Source organism: Orrella daihaiensis, from assembly GCF_022811525.1.
Lineage (GTDB): Bacteria > Pseudomonadota > Gammaproteobacteria > Burkholderiales > Burkholderiaceae_B > Algicoccus > Algicoccus daihaiensis.
In genome coordinates this window covers 533,628-552,504 of sequence record NZ_CP063982.1, presented here as the reverse complement: position 1 = coordinate 552,504, position 18,877 = coordinate 533,628, and the positions used below count along the sequence as shown (strand labels likewise).

At 53.7% G+C, this 18,877-nt stretch carries 16 protein-coding genes; 1 reads left to right on the top strand and 15 read right to left on the bottom strand.

From position 1 onward, the window contains the following. Positions 1-56 precede the first annotated feature (56 nt). Positions 57-650, bottom strand: a complete 594-nt coding sequence (locus tag DHf2319_RS02690) for a M23 family metallopeptidase (RefSeq protein WP_243479259.1) — start codon at positions 648-650, stop codon at positions 57-59. A 67-nt stretch (positions 651-717) separates the two neighbouring features. Here DHf2319_RS02690 and DHf2319_RS02685 point away from each other — a divergent pair, with 67 nt between their 5' ends. Then, positions 718-1,188, top strand: a complete 471-nt coding sequence (locus DHf2319_RS02685) for a DciA family protein (protein WP_243479258.1) — start codon at positions 718-720, stop codon at positions 1,186-1,188. A gap of 96 nt (positions 1,189-1,284) precedes the next feature. Here DHf2319_RS02685 and lpxC read toward each other — a convergent pair whose 3' ends face one another. From lpxC to rsmH, 14 genes are all read right to left on the bottom strand, one after another. Further along, positions 1,285-2,208: a UDP-3-O-acyl-N-acetylglucosamine deacetylase gene (lpxC, locus tag DHf2319_RS02680; RefSeq protein ID WP_243479257.1), complete on the bottom strand. Its 924-nt coding sequence runs from the start codon at positions 2,206-2,208 to the stop codon at positions 1,285-1,287. A gap of 183 nt (positions 2,209-2,391) precedes the next feature. Continuing rightward, positions 2,392-3,558, bottom strand: a complete 1,167-nt coding sequence (ftsZ, locus tag DHf2319_RS02675; protein ID WP_243479973.1) for a cell division protein FtsZ — start codon at positions 3,556-3,558, stop codon at positions 2,392-2,394. Between the two features lie 160 nt (positions 3,559-3,718). Next, entirely contained in the window at positions 3,719-4,945 is a 1,227-nt protein-coding gene (ftsA, locus tag DHf2319_RS02670; RefSeq protein ID WP_243479256.1) for a cell division protein FtsA, read from the bottom strand. Between the two features lie 4 nt (positions 4,946-4,949). After that, positions 4,950-5,756, bottom strand: coding sequence for a cell division protein FtsQ/DivIB (locus DHf2319_RS02665; RefSeq protein ID WP_243479255.1), 807 nt, complete (start codon positions 5,754-5,756; stop codon positions 4,950-4,952). A gap of 3 nt (positions 5,757-5,759) precedes the next feature. Then, on the bottom strand, positions 5,760-6,722 hold the full coding sequence (locus DHf2319_RS02660) for a D-alanine--D-alanine ligase (RefSeq protein ID WP_305802186.1): 963 nt from the start codon (positions 6,720-6,722) through the stop codon (positions 5,760-5,762). A 5-nt stretch (positions 6,723-6,727) separates the two neighbouring features. After that, positions 6,728-8,125, bottom strand: a complete 1,398-nt coding sequence (gene murC, locus DHf2319_RS02655; RefSeq protein WP_243479254.1) for a UDP-N-acetylmuramate--L-alanine ligase — start codon at positions 8,123-8,125, stop codon at positions 6,728-6,730. Then, the gene (gene murG, locus DHf2319_RS02650; RefSeq protein ID WP_243479253.1) at positions 8,122-9,198 is read right to left on the bottom strand and encodes an undecaprenyldiphospho-muramoylpentapeptide beta-N-acetylglucosaminyltransferase; all 1,077 of its coding nucleotides are present in this window, start codon (positions 9,196-9,198) and stop codon (positions 8,122-8,124) included. Before murG ends, murC begins: the two co-directional genes overlap by 4 nt. Next, the gene (gene ftsW / locus DHf2319_RS02645) at positions 9,195-10,388 is read right to left on the bottom strand and encodes a putative lipid II flippase FtsW (protein WP_243479252.1); all 1,194 of its coding nucleotides are present in this window, start codon (positions 10,386-10,388) and stop codon (positions 9,195-9,197) included. The genes murG and ftsW overlap by 4 nt, the downstream gene beginning before the upstream one ends. Further along, on the bottom strand, positions 10,385-11,914 hold the full coding sequence (murD, locus tag DHf2319_RS02640; protein ID WP_243479251.1) for a UDP-N-acetylmuramoyl-L-alanine--D-glutamate ligase: 1,530 nt from the start codon (positions 11,912-11,914) through the stop codon (positions 10,385-10,387). The genes ftsW and murD overlap by 4 nt, the downstream gene beginning before the upstream one ends. Continuing rightward, positions 11,911-13,083 carry a phospho-N-acetylmuramoyl-pentapeptide-transferase gene (gene mraY, locus DHf2319_RS02635; protein WP_243479250.1) on the bottom strand — a complete coding sequence of 391 codons (1,173 nt, stop codon included), beginning with the start codon at positions 13,081-13,083 and terminating at the stop codon, positions 11,911-11,913. Before mraY ends, murD begins: the two co-directional genes overlap by 4 nt. Next, positions 13,073-15,883 (bottom strand): bifunctional UDP-N-acetylmuramoyl-L-alanyl-D-glutamate--2,6-diaminopimelate ligase MurE/UDP-N-acetylmuramoyl-tripeptide--D-alanyl-D-alanine ligase MurF, encoded by a 2,811-nt coding sequence (murF, locus tag DHf2319_RS02630; RefSeq protein WP_243479249.1) that lies wholly within the window; start codon positions 15,881-15,883, stop codon positions 13,073-13,075. Before murF ends, mraY begins: the two co-directional genes overlap by 11 nt. After that, the gene (locus tag DHf2319_RS02625) at positions 15,880-17,622 is read right to left on the bottom strand and encodes a peptidoglycan D,D-transpeptidase FtsI family protein (protein ID WP_243479248.1); all 1,743 of its coding nucleotides are present in this window, start codon (positions 17,620-17,622) and stop codon (positions 15,880-15,882) included. Before DHf2319_RS02625 ends, murF begins: the two co-directional genes overlap by 4 nt. Beyond that, positions 17,622-17,912 (bottom strand): cell division protein FtsL, encoded by a 291-nt coding sequence (ftsL, locus tag DHf2319_RS02620; protein ID WP_243479247.1) that lies wholly within the window; start codon positions 17,910-17,912, stop codon positions 17,622-17,624. Before ftsL ends, DHf2319_RS02625 begins: the two co-directional genes overlap by 1 nt. Beyond that, on the bottom strand, positions 17,912-18,877 hold the full coding sequence (gene rsmH / locus DHf2319_RS02615; RefSeq protein WP_243479246.1) for a 16S rRNA (cytosine(1402)-N(4))-methyltransferase RsmH: 966 nt from the start codon (positions 18,875-18,877) through the stop codon (positions 17,912-17,914). Before rsmH ends, ftsL begins: the two co-directional genes overlap by 1 nt.

Here is an 18,877-nt window from a genome sequence, read left to right as displayed (position 1 = left end):
CTAGCGGCTTACGAGTCCCGCCATATAAGCTGATAAGTGTACCGCAGGCGTCAGGGCTACTGTGAGCTACTGACACTGACCTCTGCCCAGAAGGCCATTGGGTCAATCCGCTTGCCGGATGCCTCAAACTCAAGATGCAAATGGGCACCAGTCGCATGGCCTGACCGACCAACCCTGCCAATCATTTGTCCAGCCAGTACGAGCTGCCCTTTCCTGACTGTTAACGATTTGGCATGCGCATAGCGTGACAGCCATCCTCGCCCATGCTCAATTTCAACGACTCGACCATAACCGGAGCGCCATCCCGCGAATACAACCCGTCCTACTGCCACGGCAACAATCGGCGTACCAGACACAGCAGCAATGTCTAGACCATGGTGGAATACGGGCTTACGCTTAATTGGATGGCGTCGGACACCGTAGCTAGAGCTGATTCGATAGGGTCCAGCCACTGGCCACACCACTCTCGTGTCCGTTAGACCTGCTACGCCAAATAGCTCTTCTATCCGTTTGAGTGATGGCGTTACTGTCTGCTCTTCTACGGCTGCCAACGTACCTGCCGGCGTAGATGCGAGTGACAAGCAAAACAGTAAGCCATAAACAAAATGGCGCCTGAATTTCCCGATCAGGTTGACGGTCCTTATAGACATTTGCAAAGTTTGTTCAGTTGGCGAAAGTCCGTTACCCTAACAGACTATTGAAATCTTTGAGTTGAGCATGGGTAAAGCGGTTGCTAGTCACGCATTGGAGTGGGCCGAGCAAGGACAAAAGACGGGCACTGTCCTGGTAACCGCACAGCGATTGCTAGCATTACAGGACGCGATTAGTAAAGAGTTACCCGCAGCCATGCGCAAAGGCTTCGCTGTAGCGCAGATCAAAGGCTCTGAGCTCACGCTCATTGCCGACCACTCGGCTCTAGCAGCCAAATTGCGCCAATTACAACCTACATTGCTCAAAAGCATTCAGGCGGCCGGCTGGAATGCCGAGATTCTTAAGATCAAGGTCGCCACCCGACCAAATACGCCACCTGCGACTCAGGCTCGCAAAGCGGCTCGGCCCTTGGACGAAACCGACTTAAACCATTTCGATGCTCTGAGTAGTCAGCTTCAGGAAGGCCCCTTAGCAGATGCAGTCAAACGTTTGTTATCGCATCACCGGACAGGCTCACAAAAAAACAACCGGTCTTGAATCGCTTCAAAACCGGCTATTCGCTGTGATTGGGGTGGGGCAGCAGGTGGGATGACCCAACAAGTTCGATACTGGGTCGATTAATAAAAAGCCGCCTTAGGCTAGTTGCCACTCATTTTTAAATGCAGCAGGCACAGCTTGTTCTGACTCAAATGAAACTAGTTCCCATGCACTGCTGTCGGCCAACAGATTGCGGGCAAGTTGGTTGTTTATCGCATGCCCAGATTTATTGGCAACATAGCGCGCAATTAGCGGTTTACCAATTAAATAAAGATCACCAATAGCATCTAGAATCTTGTGCTTGACGAACTCATCGTCATACCGCAGCCCTTCCTGGTTTAGCACTCGATATTCATCAACCACAATGGCGTTTTCTAAACTACCGCCACGCGCCAATCCCATTGATCGCAATGCCTCAACCTCGCTCACAAAACCGAAGGTTCGAGCACGTGAAATTTCTTTGGCGTAGGACTGTTTCGCAAAATCAACCTCAGCGAATCCAGCAGTTGAATCAATTGCCGGGTGCTTGAAATCAATCGAAAACGCCAACGCAAAACCTTCATGAGGCTCAAGCCGCGCCCACTTGGCATCTTTGCCTTCGCCCTCACGCACTTCTATTGGCTTTAATACGCGCAAAAACTGTTTAGGTGCAGCTTGCTCTTGCAGTCCAGCTGATCGCAACAGGTAGACAAATGTCGCCGAACTGCCGTCCATGATTGGCACTTCTTCGGCAGACAAATCGACGTGAAGGTTGTCAATTCCCATGCCAGCTAGTGCTGACATCAAGTGTTCAACCGTCGAGACACGCGCTTGGCCCACCTGAAGCACGGACGCCATACGGGTGTCTCGTACTCCATCAGCTTGCGCAGGCAGATCCACCACCGGATTTAAGTCCACGCGATGAAACACGATGCCCGTACCTGGCGAGGCCGGACGTAAAGTCAGCTCAACCCGCTTGCCCGAGTGCAAACCAACACCGGTTGTGTGAACCGGTTTTTTGATGGTGCGCTGCAAAAACATAAAAATACCTAGAAAACTTGCAATTTGACTGAATTGTAACGCGATCTTTCTCAAAGTGCGATCGAAGCTAGGCCCGTACGAAAGTGATCAGTTAGGGGACGAGGACGGGACAGCTGCCAGCGCATGAGACATGCGCTGGCGTGAGGGAAAATACGATCAGTACTTGAGCTCGACCGTGACCGCTTAGTCTGCCTGTCGACGCAAGAAAGCCGGTATGTCGTAATGCTCCATGCCAGCAGTCTCAAGCGCGCGCACCTGAGCCGAAGCTTGTGAACGCGGGTTGCGCAAAACAGACGGCACCTGCAGGTTTTCTTGCCCATTGGCTGAAACCAGATGATTATCGGTCCCAGTTCGCAGGGCTTGCTGCTCATCACGATCATGCACCAAAGTCGGACGAGCGCGGCCCAAACCAGTCGCCACCACGGTCACTCGCAACTTGTCGCCCATATTCTCGTCGTAGGCAGTCCCAAAAATAACCGTTGCATCTTCGGCTGCAAATCCACGGATATGGTCCATGATTTCCCGGGTCTCGCGCATCTTCAGTGAGCGGCTTGCCGTGATATTGACCAGCACACCACGCGCACCTTGCAGGTCAACGCCTTCAAGCAGCGGGCATGCCACCGCCTCCTGTGCAGCAACCAGAGCGCGATTTTCGCCACTCGCAACCGCTGTACCCATCATTGCCTTACCCTGCTCACCCATGATGGTTTTGACATCTTCAAAGTCGACGTTGACGTTACCTTCAACATTGATGATCTCTGCGATACCTGCGCAAGCATTGTGCAGCACATCATCAGCAGCCTTAAAGCAGTCTTCCTGCGTTGCATCCTCATCCATCAAGGTGTAGAGATTTTCGTTTAGGACGACAATCAATGAATGCACGTGCTTTGCAAGCTCGTCGATCCCGTCCTCTGACATCTTTTGGCGACGATTGCCTTCAAACATAAATGGCTTGGTCACTACACCCACTGTCAGAATACCGAGCTCCTTGGCAACTTCAGCAACGATTGGTGCCGCGCCTGTGCCAGTGCCACCGCCCATGCCCGCCGTAATGAACACCATATTGGCGCCATTTAAGGCCGAGCGGATTTCCTCACGAGCGGTTTCCGCAGCAGCACGGCCTTGTTCCGGTTTTGCGCCTGCGCCCAAACCGGTTCGGCCAAGACGAATCTGAACTGGCGCACTGGTGGCCGCCAACGCCTGGGCATCGGTATTGGCGCACACGAAATCCACCCCTTGGACGCCTGACTTAATCATATGGGCCACCGCATTACCGCCTGCGCCGCCCACGCCAACCACCTTGATCACAGTGGTCTTCTCCGCGTTATCCAACATTTCAAACATCATGATCGACTCCCTCAAGTCAAAAATAAAAACTGCAAGTCCCCTAAGTACTACGCACCGTCTGCTACCTGGTGCTTTTTGTTATCTGGGCCGCACTCCCCTTGAGCCCGTCCCGGATCACAATCTTCACGCCACCGCGGCACGCTATGCGCTGCCACTGCACTGCTCAATGCATGAACCATTCCTTCATGCGAGCCAATACCCTCTTAAAGCTGCCATTTTGTTGTGCGACTTTGCGTCCACGTAATCGCTGCAACCGTGCCTCACCCAACAAACCCATCACCGTGCTGAACCGCGGGCTGCGCATCACATCAGCCAATCCGCCGTCATACTCTGGCACTGCAACGCGCACTGGCTTTAAAAACACGTCTTCTGCAAGCTCGACGATCCCGGGCAATAGAGCAGATCCACCGGTCAATACGATCCCGGATGCCAACAGATCCTCGTAACCGGAATCGCGAACAACTTGCTGGACCAAACCAAACAACTCTTCAACGCGTGGCTCAATGACCGCGCCTAATGCTTGCCGATTGACCAGTCGTGGACCGCGATCACCCAGGCCCGGCACCTCGACCATGTCATCTGGACTAGCCAACACTTGTTTGGCAATGCCATAACGCAGCTTGATATCTTCCGCGTCGGGTGTGGGTGTACGCAGCATGGCGGCTATATCATTGGTGATCTGATCGCCAGCAATTGGTAAAACAGCTGTGTGACGGATTGCGCCACCGGTGTAGATAGCAACGTCAGTCGTGCCGCCGCCAATATCCACCAGAACGACACCCAGCTCACGCTCGTCTGGCGTCAGACAAGCCAGGCTCGATGCCAGCGGCTGCAAAATCAAATCTTGCACTTCAAGTCCGCAACGACGGACACACTTCACGATGTTTTGTGCCGCGCTAACAGACCCTGTCACAATGTGAACCTTGACCTCAAGTCGCAGTGCGCTCATGCCGATCGGCTCACGGATGTCCTCCTGCCCATCAACAATGAACTCTTGAGTAAGTACGTGCAGGACTTGTTGATCGGTCGGAATATTGACCGCTTTGGCTGTTTCAACCACTCTGGCCACGTCGGCCGCCGTCACTTCTTTGTCTTTGACAGCCACCATGCCACTGGAATTAAAACTACGGATATGGTTTCCAGCAATGCCTGTGTATACGTCGCGAATTTTGCAGTCGGCCATTAATTCGGCTTCTTCCAAAGCTCGCTGTATTGAATTGACAGTGCTTTCGATATTGACGACCACGCCTTTGCGCATGCCTTTGGATTCATGCTGGCCCAGGCCCAACACCTCAAACCCGCCCTCGGGAAGCACTTCAGCCACCACCGCCACTACTTTGGTGGTACCGATATCTAGGGCGACGATCAAGTCTTTGATGTCACGAGTCATGGTTTTACCGTTTTTTGTTTGAATTGACGGGCGTTGGCACTTGCGCCAACGTAATTGCAAAGCCATTGGGATACCGCAAATCCACTCGCTCCACGGTCTTCCCTTGCAACTGGTCTACTGCCTGAGGCCAGTTGCGCACAAAACGTTCGATTCTTTCGCCAAACGACACCGCACCCGGCACACCAGCTTGCGGATCGGCTGTCTCCGCACCAGGATCGCGACCCAGAAGCAGCGTTACGCCATTGGATAGTTGGGCCTGTAGGGCATATCGATTGTTCAGCATCAACTGATCCACACCTAGACCAAGCCGTTCGAACCACTGGCCCAGTTCCGCGTAACGTTGAACCATCAGCGACTCGGAACCCTCTGGACCGTAGAACTGCGGTAACCGCACGCTCTCGTCTAGCACCGCGCGATTGGCCGTAAAGACTTCGCCCCATGTGTTGATCATCTGATTTTCGTTCCAGTAAGCCAACGGCTGCTGCTCCTCGATCTCGACCTGCAACTCGTTGGGCCAAGCTCGGCGAACACTGACTTGTCTGACCCAAGGCGCCGATTCGAAAGCCTCGCGCGCCTCCTGCAGCCCCATACTGAAAAAATTGCCTGTCAGACGGCCTGCGATTGCACTGCGCACCACATCTGGCGACACATACTGAAACCCTGCTTCCGAGGTCGGGGTGATAACAATGCGCTTGATATCGAACGCTGGTAGCCGCACCACCCATAACAAAGCCCCCGCCAATAAGGCGAGCACCGCCAAAACCATCAAGAGGTTGGCGGTGGCGTTGATAAGACGGGCTTCGTTCCACACGTATCACTCCTGCGCTTGGCTGACCAAATGCGGTTGCAACACCTTGCAACGCGCTTGCGACAAAATCTTCACGCATAACTCCCCAAAACTCATCCCTGCCGCCTTGGCTGCCATTGGTACCAAAGAATGGCCCGTCATCCCAGGCGACGTATTCATTTCCAATAGCCACGGCCTCATATCCGCATCCAGCATGACATCGGCTCGCGCCCAGCCCTCGCAACCAAGCACGCGGTAGGCACGAACTGCAATCTCACTAATCTGGTCAGACAACGCATTGGGCAGAGAGGCGGGACACAGGTATTGCGTCTCATCGGAGAAATATTTGCTCTGATAGTCATAACTGCCACCAGGCGCGATGATTTCGATGATTGGCAGCGCAGCCGCACCTAGACCCTTGCCAAGCACGGCGACTGTGAGCTCACGTCCAGTGATGAATTTCTCCGCAAGGATGACGCTATCGTAGGGACTGACTTGACGATAGGCTTCGGACAACTGATCGCTAGCGGTGACTTTGCATAAACCGATCGTAGAGCCTTCATTCGGTGCCTTCAGAATCAGCGGCAAACTCAAAGCCTGTGGCAAGTCGAGCAAATCCTGCTCATTGAACACAACCCGATAGTCTGGTGTTGGCAATCCGGCCTGTTGCCATAACCGTTTGGTCATGATCTTGTCCATTGCCACAGCCGACGCCAAGTGACCACTACCGGTATAAGGAATGCCGAGTAACTCGAGCGCACCTTGAATCGTTCCATCTTCTCCGTAACGTCCATGCAAGGCGACAAACACACGATCAAACTGTTGCGCTGCCAACTCCCCAAGCCCATGCTGGCCGGTATCAAATAAATGCGCATTGACACCTTCTGAAATCAGCGCCTCATAAACGGCCTGACCCGACATTAACGACACCTCGCGCTCGGCTGACCGGCCGCCGTAAAGAACGCCAACCTTGCCCAGAGTCATATTTATTTTTGTCATACTGCCTCCCCGAGCATTGTGGCAACCTTGCTAATTGAACCTGCTCCCATCACCACAAACACATCGCCATCACGAGCAAACGAACGAATCGTCCCCGGCAACTCAGAGACATCGGGCACAAACACCGGCTCAACCTTTCCCGCTACTCGGACAGCGCGAGCCAAGGCGCGACCATCGGCTGCCACAATTGGAGCTTCACCAGCTGCATAGACTTCGGTGAGCAAGATTGCATCAGCCGTACTTAACACTTGCACAAAATCCTCGAAACAATCCCTTGTGCGGGTGTACCGATGCGGCTGAAACACCAGCACCAATCGATGATTCGGCCATGCACCGCGGGCGGCAGCAATGGTTGCTGCCATCTCAACGGGATGATGACCATAATCATCAACCACGGTGAATTGACCGCCATCGTCAGCATCAAACGGTCCGGTGACATTGAACCGCCGCCCCACCCCTTTGAAATCGGCTAAAGCCTGAACAATCGCAGCATCTTCCACACCAAGTTCCGTGGCTACCGCGATTGCCGCTAATGCATTATGTACGTTGTGCAGCCCGGGTAAATTCAATCTAACATCAAGCCGCTGATGCGGCTTATCAGCAAGTTTGCGGTCAACGGTGAAGTGCATGGTCGTGCCACTGGCAGTCACATCGCTGGCACGAATTTGCGCCTCTTCGCTTAGTCCATACGTCACGATTGGCCTTGAGATCAAAGGCACAATCTCTCTTACGTTGACGTCATCAATACAAACGATGGCACTGCCGTAAAACGGCAATCGTTGAACAAACTCTATAAAGGCCTGTTTGAGTTTGGCGATGTCATGCCCATAGGTATCCATATGGTCAGCATCAATATTTGTGACCACAGCCATCACGGGTAGCAAATTCAAAAATGAAGCGTCAGACTCATCAGCCTCGGCCACTAAAAACTCGCCCTGACCCAGACCGGCATTCGCCCCGGCTGAGTTCAGACGACCACCAATGACAAACGTTGGGTCAAGACCACCCGCTGCCAGAACACTGGCAACCAAACTGGTGGTGGTGGTCTTGCCGTGCGTACCCGCTACGGCAATACCGCGCTTTAATCGCATCAATTCAGCCAGCATCACAGCTCTGGCGACAACTGGAATTCGTGCCTGACGAGCCGCGAGAACCTCAGGATTGTTACCTGCAACTGCGGTAGATGTCACCACAACATCCACGCCAGAAACATGCTTTGCGTCATGGCCAATGGCAATATGTGCTCCCATGGCCACCAGACGATCGGTAACCGCCGAGCTAGACAAATCCGACCCGGACACTTGATATCCGAGGTTCAACAAAACCTCTGCGATGCCGCTCATGCCCGAGCCGCCAATACCGACGAAGTGAATTCGCTCGATGCGGTGTCTCATGCTCGGCCCTCCATGAGGGATAGGCAAGCCATTCCAATCGCTGCCGTTGCCTCCGGTTTGGCTTGCTGACGCGCCTTGACGGCCACTGCTAGCAAAGTTTCACGGGTTTGCGCCTCAAGCCAGCGGGCAAGCCACTCAACGGCCAGGTCGCGCTGCTGACGCAGGTACGCAGCACCATGCGACACCAAGTAACCAGCATTGGCTGTTTGATGGTCATCCACGGCAAACGGGAAAGGCACAAACAATGCGGCAACACCCACAGCTGCCACCTCTGAAACGGTCATGGCACCTGCACGACAAATGACTAAATCAGCCTCTCCCAACGCGCCAGCCATGTCATCGATAAAGGCAACGCAGGACGCATCAACCTCAACATCTCGATAGGCTTGTTGCAAAGCCTCTAGGTGCTGCTCTCCCGATTGATGGGTAATCTGAGGACGACTCGAAGGATCAATACGCGAGATCGCCAATGGAATCGCTTCATTCAGAGCAGCCGCACCTAAGCTGCCTCCCACCACCAAAACTTTGATCGGACCCGTTCTGTTGCTGTAGCGTTGCACAGGATCGGGGAGTTGGGCCAGCGAGCCGCGTACTGGATTACCGACCCATCGCCCCTCTGGCAAAGCCATTGGAAACCCCTCGAGTCTCAGTTTAGCGATACGAGCAAGCCACAGATTGGTCTTGCCTGCGATTGCATTTTGTTCATGTAACACAATGGGTACACCGCGTAACCTAGCCACCAGACCGCCGGGCATGGCCACATAACCCCCCATGCCCAGCACCAGAGCAGGCTTATCTTTTGACATGGCACGCCACAGATTAGCCATGGAGGCTAACAATCCGAACGGGGCTCGCAATTTGGCCAACAAGCCCTTGCCTCGCACGCCGGCAAATGTGACCGGGATCATCTCGTACCCTGCAGGTGGAACCAAGCGTCCTTCCATCTTGCCCGGATTACCGATCCACTTGATGTCGCAACCGTGATCGCGCAGCCACTGAGCCACTGCCAAGCCAGGCATGATGTGCCCGCCGGTGCCCCCCGCCATGATCCATACGAGTGCAGACGATCTCATGCTCGCCCCCCTCGCATTAGCAAACGATTTTCGTAATCGACTCGGGCCACTAGCGCTAAAGCCACAAGATTCATGACCATACCCGAGCCGCCGTAACTAATTAAGGGCAGGGTCAATCCCTTGGTGGGCAACAAGCCTAAACATACGCCAATGTTGATAAACGCCTGAACACCAAACCAGATACCAACGCCTTGCGCCACCAAGCCGCTGAACACCCGCTCCATAGCGATCGCAGAGCGACCAATCTCAAAAGCCCTCGCCACCAAAACTGCAAACAAAACAATCACCAACGCAATGCCCATAAACCCGAGCTCTTCGCCGATAACCGACACGATAAAGTCAGTGTGAGCTTCGGGTAAGTAGTGCAGTTTTTCGATGCTCGAACCTAGCCCCACGCCAAACCACTCACCTCGACCGATGGCGATTAGTGAGTGAGACAACTGATAGGCACTCCCATATGCGTTTTCAGGGTTCCAGGGATCGAGGTAAGCAAACAGACGTGCCCGGCGCCAAGGAGACAGCCAAATCAGTAAAAAGAAAATAAACACCAGCACCGCGACCAAGCATGAGAACACCTTGGCATTAATACCACCCAAAAACAATATGCCCATGGCAATTGCCATGACCACAATGAGCGCACCAAGATCAGGCTCTAACAGCAGCAAGATACCGATACCTGCCATCGCCAGGGCCATCGGCATAAAGCCATTCACAAAGCTGTCCATATGCTGCTGCTTGCGTACGACATAATCAGCTGCAAATATCACTGCGACAACTTTCATCAACTCGGATGGCTGAAAATTTACCGGGCCCAGATCTATCCAGCGGTTAGCGCCATTGGCTTCATAGCCGATGCCTGGCACAAACACCAGCACCAGCAAAAATGCTGTAAAGCCAAATAAGGGCAGGGTCAATCGCTGCACGACTGACAGAGGTGTAAGCCATACCAACAGCGCCAATGTCAGCCCCATAACCATGAATACGGCCTGACGGGTCACAAACGAGTACCGACTCATCTGACTAAACAATGGACCATCGGCCAAAGCGATCGAGGCCGAATACACCATCAGCAGACCCAAGCAGAGCAAAGTGCCAGCCGCCACGAACAAGGGCAGATCATAATTTCTCATGGCCGTTCGCCCCGGTCGGATGGCATTGACACTCTGGGTGAGTTCGGCAAATAAGCTCATGCCACCTCCCCAAGTGTGAGCGCAAGCTCAGTCACCTCATCCATGAACACCTGACCCCTCTGCCCATAGCCGCTAAACATGTCAAAGCTCGCACATGCAGGCGACAGCAAGACTGCACATCCAGGTGCGGCCAGCTCAAATGCCATACGAACTGCTGCGCTCATATCAGCGGCCACTTGACATGGCATGCCCGTACCTGCAAGCACTGACTCAATCAATGCAGCATCCTGACCGATTAGCACCACATGGCGTGCTTTATGAGTCAGCACCTGCGCCAAAGGCGTAAAGTCTTGTCCCTTCGCGAGCCCTCCCGCGATTAGTACCAGTGGTTTGTCCATGCCCTTGACAGCTGCCACTGTTGCGCCGACATTGGTACCTTTACTATCGTTATAAAAATCAACCTCGCGAATAGTGCGAACAAACTGCATGCGGTGCGGTTCACCGCGATAAGTGCTCGCCGTTTTCAAGATCGGCGCCCAGTTGCCGCCCACTGCGCGGCACAGCAAAGCCGCAGCCATCACATTCAAAAGGTTATGAGTCCCCACCATCGGCAAGGCATCAGCTGGCATCAGACGAACCAGTCTGCCCGGTTGGCGTATTGGCTCAGGATCACCCTTACGTCGTTTGACAGGCTTGGCATGCTCTTCAAAATCCTCCGGCTCAGCGCTCACCAGCCATTGAACATCATGGCTGTTTTGCACACCGATATCGTGCGTCAAGACTGGCGCTGCGGCACCAAATGAGCGAACTGCCAGTCGGTCCAGTGAATCGACCATACTGACCACTAACGGATCATCACGGTTGACGACGCAAATTTCGGCATTCGCAAAAATACGCGCCTTATCAGCACGGTACTCGTCAAACGACTCATGCCAATCCAAATGATCTTGTGTGAGATTTAATACAACAGCTGCCTTGGGAGCCAGCGAGCTTGTGTAATGCAACTGGAAACTTGACAGTTCAAGCACCCATGCTTGTGGCCATTGTTCAACGGGTTGCTGTGTCATCTGCCCAAGCGCATCCAGCACCGGCGGTGCAATGTTGCCGGCAGCCACAGCGCTTAGCCCGCAAGATTCAAGCATATGCCGCACGAGCGCTGTTACAGTGGTTTTGCCGTTAGTTCCAGTTACCGCCAAAATCCCAGGATGATAATCATGGGATTGCGCTAACGACTCAAGTGCTTGGGCAAACAATTCGATATCACCGATGACTGGCTTACCCGCCTCTTTAGCAGCTTGCAGAAACTCGCGAATCGGTGACTGGTGCGGCGATAACCCGGGACTAATCACGACCGCATCAATATCTGCCAGCCATTGATCGCTAAGCTCATCACCCAGATGCCACTCAGTAGGCATGTCCGTTAGGTGCGACCTAAGCTCATCAAGATCGAGATTGGGGCGAGTATCCACCAGCACAAGCGAGCAACCTTGGCTTGCCAACCAGCGCGAAACCGCCTGCCCGGTCAGGCCCAAGCCTAAAACCAGGTAACGACTGCCCGGCAAAGAGATGGATACTGTCTCGTTCATCGTAGTTTCAAAGAAGCCAATCCAACCAAAACCAACATCATGCTGATAATCCAAAACCGCACGACAACTTGCGTTTCCTTCCAACCACCCACTTCAAAGTGGTGATGTAACGGTGCCATCAGCAGAATTCGTCTGCCTTCTCCATAACGACGCTTGGTGTACTTGTAATACGCCACCTGAATCATCACCGACAAGGTTTCCACCACGAATACGCCACCCATGATGAAAAGCACAATCTCCTGACGCACAACGATGGCGATCGTCCCGAGCATGCCTCCTAGGGCAAGTGCGCCAACATCGCCCATAAACACCTGTGCCGGATAGGCGTTAAACCAGAGAAAGGCCAAACCGGCGCCAGCGAGTGCTGCACATAAAATCATTAATTCGCCAGCACCTGGAATGTAGGGAAACAGCAGGTATTTGGAGTAGTCGACCCGGCCAACGACATAGGCAAATACACCGAGCGCGGCACCAACCATCACCGTTGGCATGATCGCCAAACCGTCCAAACCGTCAGTCAGATTCACGGCATTGCTTGTCCCAACAATGACGAACCAACTCAGCGCCACAAAGCCAAATACACCAAGTGGATAGCTAACAGACTTAAAAAATGGGACGATTAAATCGGCACGATTGGGCAAAGGCATCGTCATACCGCTGCCAATCCATTGTTTAAATAAAGGCCAAAGCTCGGCATTGGCCGGCGCTGAAATTGCAAAGGCCAGATAAATAGAAGCTAGCAACCCGATGATTGCCTGCCAAAAAAACTTCTGTCTTGCAGGCATGCCCTCAGGGTCACGATGCACGACCTTGCGGTAGTCATCAATCCAGCCAATCCATCCGAAACCTATCGTGACAATCAGAACAACCCAGACAAATCGGTTGCTCAAGTCTGCCCACAGCAGTGTGCTCACACCAATGCCAATCAGCACGAGCACCCCACCCATGGTGGGTGTACCACTTTTAGTCAGGTGAGTTTGAGGACCGTATTGACGAACTGCCTGTCCAATCTTCAGTTGCGCGAGCTTGCGAATCACCCAGGGACCCGCGATTAAACCAATGATGAGTGCGGTGGCACATGCCATCACAGCACGCATTGTGATGTATTCAAATACGCCGAAACCTGGGTCGTAGTTAACTGCCAACCAACTGAACAATTCAACCAGCATGACCAGCCCCTTGTTCCTGTTTGGTCGACTGCATCGTCAACAATTGATTGACCACCCGTTCCATGGCCATAAACCTTGAACCTTTGACTAAGACGCTAGCCGGTTTAACTGACATCGCATGCTCACATAGAGCCTCTGGCGATTCGAACCAATGGGCATCAGCCCCAAACGCTTGGACACTGTCCCGAGTGGCCTGTCCCAGTGCCCATAAATAATCGATGGCTTTATCTTTTGCGTAACATCCAACTTCTGCATGCATTTGTGGTCCGTTCTCACCGACCTCACCCATATCCCCGAGCACCAAGGCACGGGGAGCAGACAAAGTGGTCAGCACATCGATCGCAGCACGCACTGAGTCTGGATTAGCGTTATAGGTGTCGTCTATTAGCGTTGATCCATCCGCAAGCTGATGCGCCATCAATCGCCCCTTGACGGCTGCAAACCCAGACAAACCATCGGCGGCGGTCGATAACGGCGCACCGGCTGCCAAAGCACAAGCCGCTGCCGCGGCTGCATTGAACACGTTGTGCCAACCAGCGACTGGCAATTTAATGTTGACCACTTGCTGTCCGTGTTGCAGGACGAACTCGCTGCCAAGCGCATTGAGGTGACAATCCCGAATCACCAACGATGCTTGAATATCTTGCCCAAACGTTAGATGGGTTTGCACATGCCCACCCAAGTTTGCCCACAACTCACTAAAGGCATCTCCGGCCGGGTAGACCGCAGTCCCCGCAGCGGGTAATGCACGCAGAACTTGTCCATTCTCATTGGCAACCGCTTGGACTGAATGCATGAATTCTTGATGCTCACGTTGGGCATTTAGCACCAACGCCACGGTCGGCTGCGCCACACTTGCCAGCAACTCGATTTCGCCGGGATGGTTCATGCCCATCTCAATAACAGCAACGCGGTGATGCTCGCGAAGCCTCATGATCGTCAATGGCACCCCAATTTCATTGTTTAGATTGCCCGCTGTGCAAAGGACATTTGCATCGCCCACCCAGGCACGACAAATGGATGCCACCATCTCCTTGGTGGTAGTTTTGCCATTGCTACCGGTCACACCAATCACTGGCAAGTCAAATCGACGGCGCCAAGCAGTCGCTATGGTTTGCAACGCCCCAAGGGTGTCGCCAAGCACGATCTGCGGCAGCTCGATCGTCTCATCTGGCTGTTGCACAATAGCAGCCACGGCTCCTGCGGTGCGAACAGACTCCAGATAATCATGGCCATCAAACTTCGCACCACGAAGTGCTACAAACAATGCGCCTGCGGTTAATTGCCGAGAGTCTGTCTCAACGGATACGGGTGTTTGCGCCAGTAGCAGCCCTAGTCGCGCCCACTGCCTATCGTCAAACGGGTATTGACTGCCACTTATATCTTGATACTGCTCATGTCCTTTACCAGCAATAAGAACCACATCAGCGGCATCAGCCCGCCAGATTGCATCCAGAATTGCGAGGGCGCGATCAGCCTCAACCTCAATGCCTTCGAGGTTGATGAGATCTTTTGTCATATCCCGCAAAATCGCTCGGGGATCTTCGTGTCGGGGATTGTCACTCGTAAACACCACTTGATCGGCATACGTCTGTGCAGCCTTCGCCATTAAAGGCCGTTTGTGTGGATCCCGATCTCCACCACAACCAACGACACACCACAATCGTCCCCCTCTGGCTCTGGTGAGCGGCACGAGCGCTTGCAACACATTGGCCAGGGCATCTGGTGTGTGGGCATAGTCCACCAGCACGCGCGGCAAGACAGCATTATCGTGAATTGGATTAACCGGCTCCATACGACCATCGACTGCCGGCAATGATTGCAAGGCCTTGCATATTTCTGCTAACGGCCAACCCAAGGCCTTTAAAACACCTGCGACAGCTAGCAGGTTAGAGATTGCGTACCCCCCAAAAAACGGGGTCTTGACTTGGACGATCTGCTCGTCGGTGACAAGCTGGAACAATTGCCCATCTGCTTGTTGCTCGAGCTGGGCCACTTTAAGGTTTGCATCTGCACTTTTCAATCCATACGTAAGCACCTTGGCCTTACAGTCCTTACGCATGGAACCTGCATACTGGTCATCGACATTGATCACCGCGTTCGTTAATTCGGGGCGCGCAAACAGCAATGCCTTTGCTCGAGCATATGCCTGCATATCACCGTGATAATCCAGATGATCTTGTGTCAAATTAGTAAAGACAGCGACGTCGACCTTGACACCATCGAGCCTGCCCTGCTCTAGTCCAATCGAGGATGCTTCCATGACGACATGAGTCGCACCCGCGGCGCGTAATTGCGAAAGGTAGCGATGCAAACTCAAGACATCGGGGGTTGTTAACAATGCATTACCCACTTGCCCATCGATGCCCGCTAAACCCAATGTGCCAATGGCACCACAACGAATGTCTGCCGACCTCAAGGCGGCTGTTAGCCACTGAGTTGTTGTAGTCTTGCCATTCGTGCCTGTAATCGCGATAAGCGTCAGGGCCGCAGACGGATCATCCCACCAGAGACTGGCGAGCTCACCGAGCACGTTACGCAACTGTTTGACAGGCCAAGCCGGCAGCAAGCCAAGTGCCTGCTGTTGCAAACTAGTAAGCCCGGCTTCATGAACAATGGCAACCGCACCCCGCGAAATAGCGTCACCCATATAATCGCGCCCATCGGCATCATGGCCTGGACATGCAACAAATACATCACCGGGTGTGACTTGGCGCGAGTCAAGGCATAGCGAGCCTTTGGGAGAAACTGCCTTGATCTGCGCTACAAGTCGGTCCAGCGCAATGTTCGAGTTACTCATCGCTGCGCCTCCTCAGAAGCGGATGTCGTGACAGCGACCACATCGGACTCGATAGGCGCATCTGGTTCGACGCCCATCATGCGCAACGTACGTCCCATGATCTGGGCAAACACGGGTGCAGCGACCCTCCCGCCGTAGTAATGCTCACCACTTGGCTCATCAATGGTCAAAGCAACCACAATGCGCGGATCAGACACTGGTCCAAACCCAACGAAGGAGCTACGGTAGTACTTCTTGCTGTATTCACCATTAACCCACTTGCGCGCCGTGCCGCTCTTGCCAGCTACTCGATAGCCTTGGACTTGCGCTAGTTTGGCCCCTTCAGGTCCCGTGGAAGCCTCAAGCATCTTGCGGATTTCGTGTGCAATATCCTCGGGATACACCGGTACGGTGGCCGGATTGTCGCGGCGCTTGATCAAGGTCAGGCTCACCATATCTCCGTTGCGAGCGAATGCGGTGTAAGCCCTGGCAAGTTGCAACAACGAGGTTGACAGCCCGTATCCATAAGCCATGGTGGCTTTTTCGATGGGTCGCCACCGCTCCCAGGGCCTCAAACGGCCAGCCGCTGCACCGGGGAATCCTATATCTGGTGGCTGCCCAAATCCAAGCTCAGTGAACTTGGTCCACATTTCCTTGTTCTGAAGTCGCTCTGATATCAACGCCATGCCGATGTTGCTGGACTTTGTCATGATGCCCATCGGATCAAGGCTTTTTTGCCGCGAGACATCGGTAATACGTTCGCCATGAAACGTAATTTGACCGTTACCTGTATTGAATTGCGTACCGAGCGTGATACGGTCAAGATCGAGTGCCAAACCCATGGTGAACGGTTTGAGCGTCGAGCCTGGCTCGAAGGTGTCCGTTAAAACCCGGTTTCGTAAAGCAAAGCCTTTGAATGTAGAGCGATCATTTGGATCAAACGTTGGGTAGTTTGCCAAAGCGAGAATCTCGCCGGTTTTAACGTCGACCACCACAGCCGAAGCGCTCTTGGCTTTATTGAGCGTAACGCTATCGACCAAAGCGCGATAGACAAGATACTGAATCCGCGTATCGATCGACAATTCTATATCCTGACCGTCCACCGGCAAACTCACCGCACGAATATCTTCCACGACTCGGCCCAGCCGATCTTTGATTACACGCCGACTACCGGGCTTGCCAGAGAGCTGCTCGTTGTATGTCAGCTCAATACCCTCTTGTCCCTGATCGTCCAGATTGGTAAATCCAACCACTGCACCTGTGACCTCCCCTTCTGGATAGAAACGCAAGGTCTCGGGCAATTGATGCACACCCGGCATATCGAGGTCAGCTACTTTTTCTGCGGTATCTAACGGTAACTGTCGACGCAAATAGACAAAGGTTCGGCTGTGATCCTCAAGACGTTTACGTACGCGATCGACCGGAATCTCAATCAGTTTAGCCAGTGCTTCAATTTGCTCAGGCGTTGCTTTGCTGGTGTCCTCGGGAATGGCCCAAATAGCACGCGCTGGCACGCTAGCAGCCAAGACCATGCCCTGACGATCCATGATCTTGCCGCGCGTAGCCGACAAGGGCACTGTGCGCTCATATCGCTTGACCCCCTGTTCCTGCAAAAACTCGCGATTGATTCCTTGTAAATAAACAGCTCGTGCCAATAACACCAGAAAAGCCAATCCAAGCACCACTAACACCAGGCGGCCACGCCACATGGGGAAGGTCACGCGAGATATGGGATTATCAAAGAAAGAGAGGCGACGCATCAGTTACCCCCTGCGCTAGGTAATGGAGCTGCGTCACGGATATAAAGTGTGCGGTTGGGGCTGATCGGAATCATGCGCAATTGTTCGCGTGCGATCCGGTCGACACGGGCATTACGGGAGAGCTCAGCTCTCTCAAGCTGTAAATGTCTCCACGTCACGTCCAATTCGCTTGCCTGCGCAAGCAATTGCTCATTCTGAATAAACAAATGACGCGACTGATATCGTGCGGTCACCAGTGACAAGGCCGCTAGCATCAATAACAGAGCCATCACGATGACCGCTCGGCCCATTAGTCTGCTCCTCTTGTCAATGGCGCACCTGTTCGTTCAGCCACACGCAAGACCGCCGATCGCGCACGCGGATTACCTGCCACTTCGGTCGCACTCGGACGTATACGCTTGACACCCGACAGTAAAGGCTTGGGCAATTGATCCTCGCGCAACGGCAAGCGCGCAAGCTCGGCGGGCACGCGCGAAGCTGCCTGCATGAATTGTTTAACCCGACGATCTTCAAGCGAGTGAAAGCTAATCACTGCCAAACGTCCCCCTTGCACCAACAGTCCTAAAGCTGCCTCGAGGGCGCGATCGAGTTCCTCGAGCTCCCGATTGAGGTAAATCCGTATAGCTTGAAATGTCCTTGTCGCCGGATGCTGGCCCTTTTCCCGGGTCCGGACTGCGGCTGCGACGATATCGGCAAGGTCGAGCGTGCGCTCGATGGGCCGCACCTCGCGGCGAGCAACAATCGCTTTTGCAATCTGAAGAGCAAACCGTTCTTCGCCATAATCCCGTATGACCTCCCGAACCTCATCCAAGCTGGCAACTGCCAACCACTGTGCCGCAGTTTGACCCTGCGACGTATCCATCCTCATGTCGAGCGGGCCATCGCGCATAAACGAAAACCCACGCTCGGCCTGATCAAGCTGAGGTGAAGACACCCCTAAATCCATCATCACGCCATTAACTGCTTGCACCCCATAACCATCAAGCAGCGCTCGCATATCCCCAAACCCGCCATGAATACAAACAATCCGCGGGTCATTGGCAGCCCGGGCTTGCGCCACAGCAATGGCCTGCGGATCCTTGTCAATCACCAGCAGCCGTGCCTGAGCATCTAGCCGCTTGAGCAATGCATCTGAGTGACCGCCACGCCCGTAAGTCCCATCCACGTAAATCCCGCCTGCAGGCACCTGCTCATCAGGAACCAGCGCTTGAACCGTTTCCTCAAGCAACACGGTGCGATGGCTAAACTCAGTCAC

Bases quoted from the DNA above. Each gene is read 5' to 3' on its own strand.
- DHf2319_RS02690 (WP_243479259.1), bottom strand. From the start codon at position 650: ATGTCTATAAGGACCGTCAACCTGATCGGGAAATTCAGGCGCCATTTT.
- DHf2319_RS02685 (WP_243479258.1), top strand. From the start codon at position 718: ATGGGTAAAGCGGTTGCTAGTCACGCATTGGAGTGGGCCGAGCAAGGA.
- lpxC (WP_243479257.1), bottom strand. From the start codon at position 2,208: ATGTTTTTGCAGCGCACCATCAAAAAACCGGTTCACACAACCGGTGTT.
- ftsA (WP_243479256.1), bottom strand. From the start codon at position 4,945: ATGACTCGTGACATCAAAGACTTGATCGTCGCCCTAGATATCGGTACC.
- murC (WP_243479254.1), bottom strand. From the start codon at position 8,125: ATGAGACACCGCATCGAGCGAATTCACTTCGTCGGTATTGGCGGCTCG.
- murG (WP_243479253.1), bottom strand. From the start codon at position 9,198: ATGAGATCGTCTGCACTCGTATGGATCATGGCGGGGGGCACCGGCGGG.
- ftsW (WP_243479252.1), bottom strand. From the start codon at position 10,388: ATGAGCTTATTTGCCGAACTCACCCAGAGTGTCAATGCCATCCGACCG.
- murD (WP_243479251.1), bottom strand. From the start codon at position 11,914: ATGAACGAGACAGTATCCATCTCTTTGCCGGGCAGTCGTTACCTGGTT.
- mraY (WP_243479250.1), bottom strand. From the start codon at position 13,083: ATGCTGGTTGAATTGTTCAGTTGGTTGGCAGTTAACTACGACCCAGGT.
- murF (WP_243479249.1), bottom strand. From the start codon at position 15,883: ATGAGTAACTCGAACATTGCGCTGGACCGACTTGTAGCGCAGATCAAG.
- DHf2319_RS02625 (WP_243479248.1), bottom strand. From the start codon at position 17,622: ATGCGTCGCCTCTCTTTCTTTGATAATCCCATATCTCGCGTGACCTTC.
- ftsL (WP_243479247.1), bottom strand. From the start codon at position 17,912: ATGGGCCGAGCGGTCATCGTGATGGCTCTGTTATTGATGCTAGCGGCC.